This is a genomic window from Cupriavidus sp. CER-90 (genome assembly GCF_057652055.1).
Window position 1 is genome coordinate 855,348 of record NZ_JBYGYM010000001.1, and the last position, 13,327, is coordinate 868,674.

At 68.9% G+C, this 13,327-nt stretch carries 14 protein-coding genes; 5 read left to right on the top strand and 9 right to left on the bottom strand.

Annotation, left to right across the window (positions count from 1 at the left end):
• The first annotated feature begins 55 nt into the window (after positions 1-55).
• Entirely contained in the window at positions 56-1,468 is a 1,413-nt protein-coding gene (locus tag AC24R4_RS03790) for an FAD-binding oxidoreductase (RefSeq protein WP_400395836.1), read from the top strand.
• Here the strand turns inward: AC24R4_RS03790 and AC24R4_RS03795 are convergent.
• Both AC24R4_RS03795 and AC24R4_RS03800 read right to left on the bottom strand, forming a co-directional pair.
• Positions 1,392-2,297 (bottom strand): EamA family transporter, encoded by a 906-nt coding sequence (locus tag AC24R4_RS03795; RefSeq protein WP_487522272.1) that lies wholly within the window; start codon positions 2,295-2,297, stop codon positions 1,392-1,394. The two genes, AC24R4_RS03790 and AC24R4_RS03795, sit on opposite strands and share 77 nt — an antisense overlap.
• Positions 2,298-2,514: 217 nt before the next feature.
• Entirely contained in the window at positions 2,515-2,694 is a 180-nt protein-coding gene (locus tag AC24R4_RS03800; protein WP_092598271.1) for a CsbD family protein, read from the bottom strand.
• Positions 2,695-3,050: 356 nt separating this feature from the next.
• Here AC24R4_RS03800 and AC24R4_RS03805 point away from each other — a divergent pair, with 356 nt between their 5' ends.
• The 3 genes from AC24R4_RS03805 (at position 3,051) to AC24R4_RS03815 (ending at position 5,765) form a co-directional block, all read left to right on the top strand.
• Complete coding sequence (locus tag AC24R4_RS03805) at positions 3,051-3,713, top strand: ABC transporter ATP-binding protein (RefSeq protein WP_487522273.1); 663 nt, start codon at positions 3,051-3,053, stop codon at positions 3,711-3,713.
• The gene (locus AC24R4_RS03810; protein ID WP_487522274.1) at positions 3,710-4,507 is read left to right on the top strand and encodes an ABC transporter permease; all 798 of its coding nucleotides are present in this window, start codon (positions 3,710-3,712) and stop codon (positions 4,505-4,507) included. Before AC24R4_RS03805 ends, AC24R4_RS03810 begins: the two co-directional genes overlap by 4 nt.
• 202 nt (positions 4,508-4,709) lie before the next feature.
• Positions 4,710-5,765, top strand: a complete 1,056-nt coding sequence (locus AC24R4_RS03815; RefSeq protein ID WP_487522275.1) for a porin — start codon at positions 4,710-4,712, stop codon at positions 5,763-5,765.
• Positions 5,766-5,913: 148 nt separating this feature from the next.
• Here AC24R4_RS03815 and AC24R4_RS03820 read toward each other — a convergent pair whose 3' ends face one another.
• The 3 genes from AC24R4_RS03820 to AC24R4_RS03830 are packed head-to-tail and all read right to left on the bottom strand — an operon-like array spanning position 5,914 to position 9,063.
• The gene (locus AC24R4_RS03820; protein WP_400392798.1) at positions 5,914-7,173 is read right to left on the bottom strand and encodes an MFS transporter; all 1,260 of its coding nucleotides are present in this window, start codon (positions 7,171-7,173) and stop codon (positions 5,914-5,916) included.
• 1 nt (position 7,174) lies between these two features.
• Entirely contained in the window at positions 7,175-7,678 is a 504-nt protein-coding gene (locus AC24R4_RS03825; RefSeq protein WP_400392796.1) for a flavin reductase, read from the bottom strand.
• A gap of 11 nt (positions 7,679-7,689) precedes the next feature.
• Entirely contained in the window at positions 7,690-9,063 is a 1,374-nt protein-coding gene (locus AC24R4_RS03830) for an LLM class flavin-dependent oxidoreductase (RefSeq protein ID WP_400392794.1), read from the bottom strand.
• Between the two features lie 151 nt (positions 9,064-9,214).
• Here AC24R4_RS03830 and AC24R4_RS03835 point away from each other — a divergent pair, with 151 nt between their 5' ends.
• A complete protein-coding gene (locus AC24R4_RS03835) occupies positions 9,215-9,781 on the top strand; it encodes a helix-turn-helix domain-containing protein (RefSeq protein ID WP_400392792.1) in 567 nt (188 codons plus the stop codon).
• Here the strand turns inward: AC24R4_RS03835 and AC24R4_RS03840 are convergent, their stop codons facing one another.
• From AC24R4_RS03840 to AC24R4_RS03855, 4 genes are all read right to left on the bottom strand, one after another.
• Entirely contained in the window at positions 9,782-10,567 is a 786-nt protein-coding gene (locus AC24R4_RS03840) for a GntR family transcriptional regulator (protein ID WP_400392790.1), read from the bottom strand. It lies immediately after the preceding gene.
• A gap of 99 nt (positions 10,568-10,666) precedes the next feature.
• Complete coding sequence (locus AC24R4_RS03845) at positions 10,667-11,524, bottom strand: isocitrate lyase/PEP mutase family protein (protein ID WP_400392800.1); 858 nt, start codon at positions 11,522-11,524, stop codon at positions 10,667-10,669.
• A gap of 5 nt (positions 11,525-11,529) precedes the next feature.
• On the bottom strand, positions 11,530-12,048 hold the full coding sequence (locus AC24R4_RS03850) for a LeuD/DmdB family oxidoreductase small subunit (RefSeq protein WP_400392789.1): 519 nt from the start codon (positions 12,046-12,048) through the stop codon (positions 11,530-11,532).
• Positions 12,045-13,319 carry a 3-isopropylmalate dehydratase large subunit gene (locus tag AC24R4_RS03855; RefSeq protein ID WP_400392787.1) on the bottom strand — a complete coding sequence of 425 codons (1,275 nt, stop codon included), beginning with the start codon at positions 13,317-13,319 and terminating at the stop codon, positions 12,045-12,047. The genes AC24R4_RS03850 and AC24R4_RS03855 overlap by 4 nt, the downstream gene beginning before the upstream one ends.
• Positions 13,320-13,327 lie beyond the last annotated feature (8 nt).

The following is a 13,327-nucleotide window of genomic DNA, read 5'->3' on the forward strand; positions in this document are numbered from 1 at the left end:
GCTGCCTTCCCAAGCCCTGCCCTCCCAAGCCCTGCAAGCCGACCTGCTGCAGGCCATGCTGGCCATCGTCGGCCCCAACGGCTGCCTGACCGCCGACGCCGACACCGAGCCGTACGTGACCGACTACCGCCGCATCTATCGCGGCAAGTCACCGTTGGTGGTCATGCCCGCCACCACCGAACAGGTCAGCCGCGTGATGGCCTGGTGCCATGAACACGACGTGCCCGTCGTCCCGCAGGGCGGCAACACGTCGCTGATGGGCGGCGCCGTGCCCGACGACAGCGGCACAGCCGTGGTCATCAGCCTGAAGAAGATGAACCGCGTGCTGGCCATCGACACCGTCAACGACACGATGACCGTGGAAGCCGGCGTGACGCTGTCCGGCGCACGCGCCGCGGCCGACGATGCCCGCCGCCTCTTTCCGCTGCGCATCGGCTCGGAGGGCTCGTGCCAGATCGGCGGCAACCTGTCGACCAACGCGGGCGGCACGGCCGTGCTGCGCTACGGCAACATGCGTGACCTGGTGCTGGGCATCGAGGTGGTGCTGCCCGACGGGCGCATCTTTTCGTCGCTCAAGGGCCTGCGCAAGGACAATACCGGCTACGACCTCAAGCACCTGTTCATCGGCGCCGAAGGCACGCTCGGCATCATCACCGGCGCGGTGCTGAAGCTGATGCCGCAGCCGCGCTCCACCGCCGTGGCGTTCGTGGCCGTGGACGGCCCGGAAGCCGCCGTCAAGCTGCTGGGCGAGGCCCGCGCGCTGTCAGGCGGCGCGGTCACGGCCTTCGAACTGATCTCGGCCCCGGCGCTGGACCTGGTGCTCGAATACCTGGGCGACGTGCCGTCGCCGCTGCCGGGGCGTCATGACTGGATGGTGCTGATCGAACTGACATCGGGCACCGACGAGGCAACGCTCGGCGGCACGCTGATGGAGATCCTGGAATCGGGCCTGGGCAACGGCTGGGTCGTGGATGCCGCCGTGGCGGCGAGCCTGGCCGACGTGCAGCAGTTCTGGCGCATCCGCGAGGAAATCTCGGACGCCCAGACGCGCACCGGCGGCAGCATCAAGTGCGATATCTCGGTGCCGGTGTCGCGCATCGCGCAATTCATCGAGAAGGCGTCGGCCGAGGTGCTGGCGCTGGAGCCGGCCACCCGCATGGTGATCTACGGCCATATGGGCGACGGCAATGTCCACTTCAACCCGCTGCGCCCCAAAGACCGCGATGCCAGGGACTTCCTGGCGCAGTGGTACAAGCCCGTGTCGGATCTGGTCGATGGTCTGGCCCACGCCGAGAACGGCTCGATCTCGGCCGAGCATGGCATCGGCGTGGCCAAGCGCGACGACCTGGGCCGCTACAAGTCGCAGGTGGAGCTGGAGCTGATGTGGCAGGTCAAGCGCGCGCTCGATCCGAAGAACCTGTTGAACCCGGGGCGGGTGCTGCCACGGATCGCTGGGCCCGCTGACTGAGCCAGACCCCGCCGAGCACCAGCACCATGCCCGCAATCTGCGCCGTGCTCAGCGTCTGGCCCAGCACGATCCAGCCGATCAGCACCGCCGTGAGCGGGCTCAGGAACCCCAGCGTTGCCACGGCGCCGGGGCCCAGCCGCGCGATGCCCCGGAACCACAGGACATAGGTCAGCGCCGCGCCGATCACCGTCAGCCACGCCATGCCCAGCGCGTTGGCCAGCGTGGGCGTGGGCAGCGGCGGCTCCAGCCATAGCGCGAACGGCACCAGCAGGATGCCGCCCGCCGTCAGTTGCCAGGCCGTGAACGTCAGCGCCGGCACCGGCGGCTGCCAGCGGCGCGTGAGCACGGTGCCCAGCGCCATCGACACCGCGCCGGCCAGTCCGGCCGCCACACCCACCGCATCGAGCGTGGCCTTCGGGGTCAGCACCAGCAACGCCACGCCCGCCAGCCCGGCCAGCGCCGCGGCAATCGCGCCCCCCCGGATCGCAGATCCCAGCAACACCCGCGACAGCGCGATCACGATCAGCGGCTGGATGGCGCCGAGCGTGGCCGCCACGCCACCGGGCAGCCGGTAGGCCGAGACGAACAGCATGGCCCAGAAGAACGAGAAATTGAGCGCGCCCAGCACCAGCAGCCTGGGCCACCAGCTGCGCGCCGGAAACTGCCGGCCCAGCAGCCAGAGCAGCATGCCCGCCGGCAGCGCACGCAGCGTGGCAACCGTCAGCGGATAGCCGGCCGGCAGCCAGTTGGTGGTCACAAGGTACGTGGTGCCCCAGATGGCGGGCGCCAGGGCGGTCAGCAACAGGTCTGTCGAACGGCGTGTGGCCATGGGGATTCCCTTTGGGACCAGTGCAGGTGGAGGAACGCGATGAATGTGCGCACATTACAGCACTGCACCGTCCGACGGAAGCCGACGGATATGGAACACAGCATTTACCGCCCGTCATGAATCGGGGCGCCATGCAAAAAGCGGGGCCGCAGCCCCGCTTTACGGTGTTTGGGTGCCGCCAGTGGCTGGCGGCCCCTGCCTCGTGCCGGATCAGGCCCTAGCGCGGGTTCTTCTTCATGTCTTCCTTGGTATCGCCATAGCTGGCCTGCGTGCGGCCGGCCACCTGCTGGGCCTTGCCCTTCATTTCGGTGGAAGTCTTGCCGGTTACCTTGCCGGCCAGTTCCTTTGCCTTGCCCTTGGCCTCGTTCATGCGGCCCTTCACCTGGTCCTTGTTCATGATCGCACTCTCCTGATGGGTCGGTTCGTAGGGCGTCCGGCGTCCGCGCGCTGGCCCGGCTGACGGGCGCTGCGGCAGGCAACGGCGCTACTGGACAGTGTAGAAAGGGCACGGGAGCTGTCGTGTAGGACATGGCCGCAACAGGCTGTCGGACGGTGCCAATGCGGTTCTCCCGGCGCCGATGCCTCGCCCTTGCACCCGCCGCGACTGCGCCCACAATGGACCCAGGCGTGCGCATGCATCGCGAGCCGATGCCGCCTGACGTCATACGATATGCCTCACTTAATCCGCCATTCATCGAATGACGATACGCTTGCGGCACTCCGCCTTCCACCTGCCTTGCCCCGCCCCGCCCCATGGACGGCCACCTGCATATCCAAGACCTGACCGGCCACGGCCGCGGCCCTTATACGTTCGACGTGACGGGCGGCAAATGCACGGTGCTGTCTGGCCCGTCGGGCAGCGGCAAGAGCCTGCTGCTGCGCATGATTGCCGACCTCGATCCCAGCCACGGCAGCGTACGCATCGGCACCACGCCGCGCGAGGCGCTGAGCGGGCCGGCCTGGCGACGCGAGGTGATCTATGTCGCGGCCGAATCGGGCTGGTGGGCCGACGACGTGCGCAGCCATTTCGACGACCTCGGCCCGGCCGACATCCCCGATACGACCCGGGGCTCCGGAACACCTGGCACCGCCGATACCCGGCTGGCGCGCCTGGCGCGCCGGCTCTGCCTGCGCGACGACATCCTGGCCGCGCGCGTCAGCCATCTGTCCACCGGAGAACGGCAGCGGCTGGCGCTGCTGCGGGCCATCGTCCGCCGCCCCCGCTTCCTGCTGCTCGACGAGCCCACCTCGGCGCTCGATCACGACACCACACTGGCCGTGGAAGCCGTGCTGCGCGAAGTCATGGCCGAAGGCGTCGGGTTGCTGGTCGTTTCCCACAACACCGAACAGGCAGCGCGCCTGCAGCACGCGCACTGGCGCCTGTACCCGTCCGGACTGGAGCCCCTGCACCCATGAACCCGATCCTGCTGACAACGGGCGACCTGACGCTGGCCAGTCTGCTGATCGTGGCCGGCGCGGCGCTGTCGCTGGCCATGTCGCTGGGCATCCATCGCGCCCTGCTCTGGGCCGCGGCCCGCATGGTGGTGCAACTGATACTGGTGGGCCTGGTGCTGCGCGCGGTCTTTGCGCTGTCGTCGCCATGGCTCACGCTGCTGGTGGTGACGGCGATGATCTTCGCCGCGGCGCGTGAATCCGGCAGCCGGCTGGAGCGTCGCTTCGCGCCGCGCTGGCAGATGGCGATCGGACTGGCGTCGGTCAGCGCGCCCACGCTGGTCATCACGGTGCTGGCCCTGCTGACCGCCCTGCGCCCCACGCCGTGGTACGACGCACGCCACGCGATTCCGCTGGCCGGCATCATCCTGGGGAACGCCATGAACGCGGCCAGCCTGACGCTGCACGCCACGCTCAACGCCGCGTGGCACCAGCGCCAGGCCATCGAGGCCAGGCTGGCCCTGGGGGACGACCGCCATGCCGCCTTGCGTCCGATCCTGCGGCAGGCGGTGCGCGGCGGCCTGCTGCCGACGATCAATACGATGGCGGCAGCGGGCATCATCACGCTGCCGGGCATCATGACCGGCCAGATCCTGGCCGGCATGGACGCGATGGACGCCGCGCGCTACCAGATCCTGCTGATGTTCCTGCTGGCCGGCGGCAGCCTGCTGGCCGTGGTGGTGGCCGGCTGGCTGGCCGTATGGCGCCTGACCGACGAGCGCCACCGCCTGCGCCTGGACCGCCTGCACGCGGCCTGAACCGCCACCCAACTGCAACATCCCTGACACCATTGACATGGCACTTCGTAGAACTGCCATGTGGTGACGCATTTCCGTGCAACAGTCTCATCTCGAATGAGAAAAATCTCATTCAGAGTGACGAAGAAGCGAGCCAAATCAAAGCTGAAACATTCATGCCTTCCGATCATTGCGGATTCCTTCCCAACCTGGAGAACAAGGCATGAAACTGAAACTGGCAGCGGCTGCTGCAATCACGATGTTTGCCGCGGGCGCTCAGGCGCAGTCGAGCGTCACCCTGTATGGCGTGGCCGACGTCGGCGTGGAATACCTGAACCGCACCGCCGGCGACCACAGCAACGTGCGCATGCAGTCCGGCAACGGCATCACCACCGGGTCCTGGTGGGGCATGCGCGGCACGGAAGACCTGGGCGGCGGTCTCAAGGGCGTGTTTGTGCTGGAGAGCGGCTTCAACCTGGACACCGGCACATCGGCCAGTAGCCGTCTCTTCAACCGGCAGGCATTCGTGGGCCTGCAGGGCCGGTTCGGCGCCGTGATGCTGGGCCGCCAGCAGACGCCGATCTACGACTTCACGCTGGCGTTCGACCCGATGGCCGCCACCTCGCAATACTCGATCGTCAATCTGGACCCGTTCATGGCCAGCCGGGCCGACAACGCCATCCAGTACAAGGGCACGTTTGGCGGCCTGACGGCGGCGGCGCTGTACAGCTTCGGCTATGACAACAGCACCGCGTTCGGCTTCGGCAGCGGCGAGGTGCCGGGCAACTACAAGAAGGGCCGCGAGTACGCCGCCAGCCTGCGCTACACGACCGGTCCGTTCGACGTGGGCGTGGTGTACGACCTGCGCCAGCCCGACACCGATATCAAGGACCAGCGCGCGTCCGTGGCCGGCAGCTACGCCTTCGGCCCGGCCAAGGTCTTTGCTGGCTATCGGTGGGAAAACCTGAGCGGCGCGGGCGCGGCCTTCAAGCACAGCAACATCTACTGGATGGGACTGGGCTACCAGGCCACACCGGCACTGATGCTGAAGGGCGCGGTGTACTACAACGACTATGCCGAGACCAGCGCCGACCCGGTCGTCTTCGTCGCCACGGCCGACTACGCGTTTTCCAAGCGCACCAGCGCCTACCTGGACCTGGGCTACGCGTGGAACCGCACCAGCAAGGGCGTGGCGTCGCGCGCCAGCCTGAGCGCGGACAATATCCGGGCAGGCGACAGCCAGTTCGGCGCGATGGTGGGGGTACGCCACCGCTTCTGACCCCGCCGCAAGACACTTTCCGATTTTGCCCGGCCGCGCGCCGGGCTTTTTTATCTCGGCTTCCTCGAAAAACGGCCCGCCGGGTTCCCGAATCGCGCCGCCAACCACCTGCCTGACTTCGCATAACGCCCGCGGACGTGCCGGCAATTCAGCGCCGGCCACCCGCCAGCTTCCGCGCGTCGGGATGGCTGCGCAGCCGCCACATCGCCACGCAGCCAAGTGCCGGACCGATGGCCAGCATGCCGAAGCCGGCGCGCCAGCCAAGCCATTCGACCACGTCGGGCACGAGGTGGATGCTGGCCAGCGTCAGCAGGAAGCCGGCGCAGGTCTGCGCCGTCAGCAGCGTGCCGATCGATGACGGTTCGGCCAGTTCGGTCACGCTGGCCGAGAACTGGGCGGAATCGGCGATGACCGACACACCCCATACCAGCGCCACCGTCACCAGCACCGCCATCGGTGCCGTATCGAGCCAGCCCATCAGCGCCGCGCAGCTTGCGCTGATGGCCATGGCACCGATGGTGACGGCGGTGCGGCCCACGCGGTCGGCCAGCCATCCGCCCGCCCAGGCACCCAGCGCGCCAACGGCAATCGCCGCGAAGGTCAGCAGTTCCGCCCGGCCGCGCGCATCGGCCATGCCGCGTGCGGCAAACGTCTGCTGCAGGAACAGCGCCAGCCACGCCCACATCGCGTAAAGCTCCCACATGTGGCCCAGATAGCCCAGGTTGGCCAGGCGCACTGCGGGCTGGCGCCAGGCCTGCGCGATCTTGGTCGGGTCGATGCGTGCGGCCTTCCGGAGATTGGGGCCGATCGCCGCCATGCCGATCAGCAGCGCCGCGCCGGCCGCGCAGGCCGCCGCCACGGCGTAGATAGTGCGCCAGTCGGGGCCGCCCGCAGCGGGCGTCAGCCACGCGGCCACCAGATGCGGACTGGCCGACCCGAGCGTCAGCGCGCCCACCAGCAGCCCGATCAGCAGGCCCAGGTCAGCCCGCGCCCAGGTTGCCGCCAGCCGCATGCCCACTGGATAGACCCCGGCCATGCACATGCCGGTGATAAAGCGCAACGCCACCACCGCGCCGCCCGTGGGCGCGATGAACGCGAGCATGCCCGTGGCCAGCGCCGCCACCAGTGCCGATCCGGCGAACAGGCGGCGCAGGTCGTAGCGGTCGGGCAAGGACAGCAGCGCCGACATCAGCGTGCCGGCGACAAAGCCGAACTGCACGGCAGTAGTCAGCAACGCCTCGTCGAACGCCGAAATGGCCTCGGTGCGCTGGATCAGCGCCACGGCGGTGCTCGCAGAGAACCACACGCCCATCGCCGCCACTTCGGCCAGCAGCAGGATGGCGATCGAGAACAGCTTGCCGCGCTGGCGCTGCCGCACTGGCGCGGCCGCCGAAGTGGGTGCCGTCATCTCAGACGGCCGCCGGGTGTGCGACGGTGCCCACGGGATGGAAGTCGCGCCCGAAGTAGATCAGGCCCGCCTGGCCGCTGGCGCTTTGCGCGGCCTTCACGGCGCAGAAGAACACGGTATGCGTGCCGACTTCGGTTACCGACGTGATCTCGCAATCGAGCGCGCTGATGGCGCCATGCAGCACCGGCGCGCCCGTGGCCAGTTGCCGCCACTCGGCGCAGGCAAACCGCTCGTCCAGCGACAGGTCCCTGTCGGCAAAGCGCACGGCCACGTCGCGCTGCCCGGCGGCCAGCACATTCACGCAGAGCCGGCCGTTCTGGCGGATGGCGGCGTTGTTGCGGCTGGACCGGTTGATGCAGACCAGCACGGTGGGCGGATCATCGGTAACCGGACAGACGGCGGACGCCGTGCAGCCGCCCAGCCCGGCCACGCCGTCCGTGGTGATGACGTTGACGGCGGCACCCAGGCCCGCCATCGCGTCGCGAAACGTTGTCTTGTCTACCATGATGCGTCTGTCTATGCCCGATTGGCGCCGGTTCCGCGATATTGCGCCGCCGCGTGGGTGGCTGGCAAGCGGGCCGTGCCGAACAGCTTGTCGCGATAGGTGCCCGGCTGGTAAGCGGTCTTGTAGGCGCCGCGCTCCTGCAGCAGCGGCACCACCAGGTCGATCACGTCCTCGAAGCACTCCGGCACCACCGTGCGCGACAGGTTGAAGCCGTCCACGCCGGTCTCCTCGCTCCAGGCCATCAGCAGGTCTGCCACATGGTCGGCCGCGCCCACCCACGGCGGCTGGCGGCTGCCCAGCACCATCTGTTCCAGCAGTTTGCGGCGCGTCCATTGCGGGCCCGCGCTGCGCGTCATGGCTTCCACGTTCGACACGATGGCCTGGCTCTTGCCGGTATCGATCGGCTCGTCCAGGTCGTAGCGCGAGAAGTCGATGCCCAGCGACGCCGCCGCGTGCACCAGCGCGGCCTCGGAACTGACATAGCGCCGGTATTCCTCGAACTTGTCGCGCGCCTCGGCGTCGGTGCGCCCGACCACCAGCGTGGCGCCCAGAAACACCTTCACGTCGTCGGCCTGCCGGCCCAGCCCCACGGCCTGCGCGCGGATGTCGTCAACGATTTCCTTCACGCCCTCCTTCTTCTGCCCGTTCACGAACACGCACTCGGCGTGCGTGGCGGCAAAGCGGCGGCCCCGCGTCGACGACCCGGCCTGGTACAGCACCGGCGTGCGCTGCGGCGACGGCGCGCACAGGTGCATCGCATCCACCTTGTACTGCGGGCCGCGATGATGGATCACGCGCACTTTTTCGGGATCGGCATAGACCCCGGCCGTGCGGTCGGCCACCACGGCGCCGTCGTCCCAGCTGCCTTCCCAGAGCTTGTAGACCAGCGCCATGTACTCGTCGGCCAGGTCGTAGCGGTCGTCGTGGGCCACCTGGCCGTCGATGCCGATGGCCCGCGCCGCGCTGTCCAGATAGCCCGTGACGATGTTCCAGCCGATGCGCCCGCCGGTCAGGTGATCCAGCGTGGACATGCGGCGCGCAAACAGGAACGGCTGCTCGTAGGTCAGGTTGGCGGTCACGCCAAAGCCCAGGTGCCGGGTCACGGCCGCCATGGCCGGTATCACCAGCGTCGGGTCGTTGACCGGCACCTGCACCGCGCCGCGCAATGCGGCGTCGGGGCTGGCGCCATAGACATCGTAGACGCCCACCACGTCGGCAAAGAAAATGCCGTCGAACAGGCCGCGCTCCAGCGTCTTCGCGTAGTCGGTCCAGTACTGAAGCTCGGCGTAGCGGTGCGACTGGTCGCGCGGGTGGGTCCACAGGCCCTGCTGGATGTGGCCCACACAGTGCATGTCGAAAGCGTTCAGGCGGATTTCACGGGGCATGGGGGCGGCTCCGGGGGGAAAGGGGCGGTCTCGGCTCCATCCACTATAGTGGACGAATGAGCATCATCGTGAGGATTTCAGGCTGAGGGTTAACCCGCGCCACGCAATGCCGCTTCTATAATCGGACCACCTTCCCCGCGCCTTCGCCACCATGAGCCGCCTGCCCGACGACCCCACCACCGCCATTTCCGTCCGCGTGCGCATCGAGCGCGAATCGCGCGGCTGGTCGCTGGCGGAGCTGGCGGACCGCTCCGGGGTGTCCAAGGCGATGATCAGCAAGATCGAACGTGGCGAGGCCAGCCCCACGGCGACCGTGCTGGGCCGGCTGTCAGGCGCGTTCGGGCTGCAATTGTCGATGCTGCTGGCGCTGGCCGAGCAGGCCGGCGAACGCCTGAGCCGCGCCGCCGAACAGCCGGTGTGGCAGGACCCGGAAACGGGCTACACGCGCCGTGCGGTATCGCCGCGCAACGGCGGCATGCTCGAACTGGTGGAGGTGACGCTGCCGGGCCACGCGCGGGTATCGTATCCGTCGTCGGCCTTCACGTTTCAGCATCAGCAGATCTGGGTGCTCGATGGCACGCTGGTCTTCGAGGAAGGCGAGCTGGCGCACACGCTCGCCGCCGGCGACTGCCTGCAGCTGGGGCCGCCCGCGCCCTGCACGTTCATCAATCCCGGCCCGGACGCCTGCGTCTACGTGGTGGCGCTGGTGCGCCGCTGATCAGGGCTGGTCGGCATCGATCCATACGCGCGTCGACGCGCCCGCGCGCGTCAGCCGCATCTGGTAGGTATAGCGTTCGGGGTGGTAGAGCCCGACCAGGAACTGCACCGGGCGGCCGTTCGTGTCGGATGCCACGCGCGACACGCGCAGCAACGGCACGCCGGGCGCGATGCGGAAGATGCGGGCCACGTCCAGATCGGCCACGGCGGCGCCCAGCGTCTGCTCGGCCGAGATCACTTCGACGCCATGCTGCGCCAGCGCCACCAGCATCGGCGTGTCCTGCAACGTATGGCGGTCCAGCGCCGCCGCCAGATCGTCGGGCACGAACACTTCGGTATAGGAAATGGGCTGCGCCTTGAACTTGCGCACCCGTACCACCTTGAGCACGGGCGCGCCGGGCGGCAGGTCCAGTGCGGCGCTGACGGCGGCGGGCGCCGCCATGCGCTTCCATTCCAGCACCTGCACGCGCGTACGCATGCTGACGCTGACGATGTTGTCGAGCAGGCCGCCTCGCACGGTCTGCACGGCGGTCCCGGCCGGCGCCACGTTGCGCGCGGTCGGCACCGTGCCCTTGCCGCGCAACCGCATCACCAGGCCTTCTTCCTGCAATCGCGCCAGGGCCGACCGCACGGTCACGCGCGCCACGCCGAACTCCTCGGCCAGCTGGCGTTCGCCGGGCAGGGGCAGGCCGGCTGCGTAGTGACCGCCGCGAATGCGCTCGCGCAGGATCAGGCGAACCTGCTGGAAACGCGGCAGCGAGGTCAGCGGGGCGTGGGCATCGAGCATCGGGCGGGGGCGGCAATCAGGCGGGTGAGCCGGGAACTGCCGGCGATGCCGCCACGGTACGCGTGCCGCCCCGGTCAGGCAAGCACGCGTCGCATCGGGTTATTCGTACTGCTTGCCCAGCGCCAGCATTTCCGGCGTGCCGATGACGTCATTGAGCGCCTGGAACGACAGCATCCTGTCCAGGTACGGCGTGGTGGTGCCGTTGGCGTGCAGGCTGGCCAGGTAGTCGCGCAACGCAAAGCTCAGCGCGCGCACGGTGCCGCCCGGGAAGATCACGATGCGGAAGCCGATGGCCTCCAGTTCGGCGGCCGGCAGCACGGGCGTCTTGCCGCCTTCCACCATGTTGGCCAGCAGCGGCGCGCGGCCGCCCAGGCGGGCGATCGCTGCCGTCATGTCCTCGCGGCTGCGCAGGGCCTCCACGAAAAGCACATCGGCGCCCGCTTCGGCGTACTGCTCGGCGCGTGCCAGCGCGGCGTCCATGCCTTCCACGGCAACCGCATCGGTGCGCGCGATGATCAGCGTATTGTCGTCGCGCCGCGCATCGCAGGCCGCGCGGATCTTGCCGGCCATCTCCGCGGCGCTGACCACGGTCTTGCCATCCAGATGACCACAACGCTTGGGCATCGACTGGTCTTCGAACTGGATGGCGGTGGCGCCGGCACGTTCCAGCACGCGCACCGTCTGCATCACGTTCAGTGCATTGCCAAAGCCGGTGTCGGCGTCCACGATCAGCGGCAGCGTGGGGCAACGTTCGCGGATATTGCGCGTGACCGATGCCACGTCGTCCATCGACAGGAAGCCGATATCGGGCCGCCCCAGCCGCGTGTAGGCGATGCTGGCGCCGGACAGGTAGGCGGCCTGGAAGCCGGCCTGCTCGACCAGCAGGGCCGAAAAGGCGTCGTAGACGCCCGGTGCGGTCACGATGCCGGTGCCTTGCAGGCGTTGCTTCAGCGTCATTGCAGTCATTGCACTCCCTCTTTGACCGAAAGTTGGCCCGACGCGATCCGGCGCGCCAGGTGCGGGACCAGCCCGCCATCGCGGATCATGGCCACCAGATGCGGGGGCACCGGCTCGCACTGCAGCGCCGGCGCGTTGTCAATATAGACCTGGGCCGTGTCGATCTCGCACCCCGCGCGCTGGCCGGGCGTCACCGGCGGCAGCGCCGGGCAGGTCAGCAGCGGCAGCCCGAGGTTGAATCCATTGCGGTAGAACAGGCCGGCGAACGACGGGGCCACCACCGCCACCACGCCCAGGTGGCGCAATACCTCGACCGCCTGCTCGCGCGACGATCCCGCGCCAAAGTTGCGCCCGCCAAAGACGATGTCGCCGGGGCGCACCTGCGCCGCGAACGACGGGTCCACGGCTTCCAGGCAATGGCGCGCAATCTCTTCGATGCCAAACTTCATGTAGGCGCCCGGCGCCAGGAAATCGGTATTGATATCGTCACCAAACACCCAGGCCCGGCCGGAAAAACGACTCATGCCAGCACCTCCCGTGGATCGGCAATGCGGCCGGCAACGGCCGAAGCGGCCACCGTGTACGGCGAGCCCAGGTAGACCTGCGACGATGCCGCGCCCATACGGCCCTTGAAATTGCGGGCCGTGGCGCTGATCACCACGCTGTCTTCGCCAAACCGGTGCTCGCCGTAGCCCGCGCAGGCGCCACAGGCGTTGGGCAGCAGCTCGGCGCCGGCATCGGTCAGCGCGGCCAGCGTGCCTTCCTGCGCGGCGCGCTGCTGGTCGGCGGCACTGGCCGGCGCCACCAGCAGGCGCGTGCCCCGTGCCACGCGCTTGCCGCGCAGCACCTGTGCCGCCATGCGCAGGTCGTCCAGCTTGGCGCCGGTGCAGGCACCGATATAGGCGATGTCGATGCCCACGCTGCCGAACGTGCCCACGTCGTCGGCGTTGGCCGGCGTGTGCGGCCGCGACACCTGCGGCGCCAGCGTCGCGGCATCGAAGTCATGCACCGCCAGGCAGGCCGCGTCGGCGTCCGACTGCCAGTCGTCGATATCGACGGCATCGGCCGGCGCACCGGCGGCCAGCAGCCAGTCGCGCGTGGTGGCGTCCGGGGCGATGAGGCCCACCTGCCCGCCCAGTTCGGCGGTCATGTTCGACAGCGTCATGCGTTCCTGCATCGACAGCGCCGACACGGCGTCGCCGGTGTACTCCACGGCCTGGTACTGGCCGCCGTCCATGCCGAAGCGCGTGCACATGCGCAGCATCATGTCCTTGGCCGAGACACCGGCGCCCAGGCGGCCATGCCAGCGCATGCGGATGGTCTGCGGCACGCGCACCCAGATCTCGCCCGTCACCAGCACACCCAGCATCTCGGTGGCGCCGATGCCGAACATGTAGGCACCGAACGCGCCGCCGGTGGACGAATGGCTGTCGCCGCCCACCGCGAACATGCCCGGGCGCAGATAGCCCTTCTGCGGCACCACCACGTGGCAGATGCCCTCCATGTCGTGGAAGCGCGCCACGCCTTCGTCGCGCGCCCAGTCGCGCGCGATCTGCACGATCCTGCGGCTGTCGGCGTCATGCGCGGGCACGTAGTGGTCGGTGACCAGCACCACCTTGTCCGGATCCCACACCTTCGCGCCGAGCTTTTCGAGCATCGGCTTCACGCGGCGCGGCCCGCTGGAGTCATGCATCATCGCCAGATCCACGCGACACGTGACAATCTCGCCGGGCGCCACGTCGGCCCGGCCCGCGGCCCTGGCCAACAGCTTCTGCGCCAATGTCTGGCCCGTCATTGCTATTC

Bases quoted from the DNA above. Each gene is read 5' to 3' on its own strand.
- AC24R4_RS03850 (WP_400392789.1), bottom strand. From the start codon at position 12,048: ATGAGTCGTTTTTCCGGCCGGGCCTGGGTGTTTGGTGACGATATCAAT.
- AC24R4_RS03790 (WP_400395836.1), top strand. From the start codon at position 56: ATGCTGGCCATCGTCGGCCCCAACGGCTGCCTGACCGCCGACGCCGAC.
- AC24R4_RS03840 (WP_400392790.1), bottom strand. From the start codon at position 10,567: ATGCTCGATGCCCACGCCCCGCTGACCTCGCTGCCGCGTTTCCAGCAG.
- AC24R4_RS03800 (WP_092598271.1), bottom strand. From the start codon at position 2,694: ATGAACAAGGACCAGGTGAAGGGCCGCATGAACGAGGCCAAGGGCAAG.
- AC24R4_RS03835 (WP_400392792.1), top strand. From the start codon at position 9,215: ATGAGCCGCCTGCCCGACGACCCCACCACCGCCATTTCCGTCCGCGTG.
- AC24R4_RS03815 (WP_487522275.1), top strand. From the start codon at position 4,710: ATGAAACTGAAACTGGCAGCGGCTGCTGCAATCACGATGTTTGCCGCG.
- AC24R4_RS03845 (WP_400392800.1), bottom strand. From the start codon at position 11,524: ATGACGCTGAAGCAACGCCTGCAAGGCACCGGCATCGTGACCGCACCG.
- AC24R4_RS03820 (WP_400392798.1), bottom strand. From the start codon at position 7,173: ATGACGGCACCCACTTCGGCGGCCGCGCCAGTGCGGCAGCGCCAGCGC.
- AC24R4_RS03855 (WP_400392787.1), bottom strand. From the start codon at position 13,319: ATGACGGGCCAGACATTGGCGCAGAAGCTGTTGGCCAGGGCCGCGGGC.
- AC24R4_RS03825 (WP_400392796.1), bottom strand. From the start codon at position 7,678: ATGGTAGACAAGACAACGTTTCGCGACGCGATGGCGGGCCTGGGTGCC.
- AC24R4_RS03805 (WP_487522273.1), top strand. From the start codon at position 3,051: ATGGACGGCCACCTGCATATCCAAGACCTGACCGGCCACGGCCGCGGC.
- AC24R4_RS03795 (WP_487522272.1), bottom strand. From the start codon at position 2,297: ATGGCCACACGCCGTTCGACAGACCTGTTGCTGACCGCCCTGGCGCCC.
- AC24R4_RS03810 (WP_487522274.1), top strand. From the start codon at position 3,710: ATGAACCCGATCCTGCTGACAACGGGCGACCTGACGCTGGCCAGTCTG.
- AC24R4_RS03830 (WP_400392794.1), bottom strand. From the start codon at position 9,063: ATGCCCCGTGAAATCCGCCTGAACGCTTTCGACATGCACTGTGTGGGC.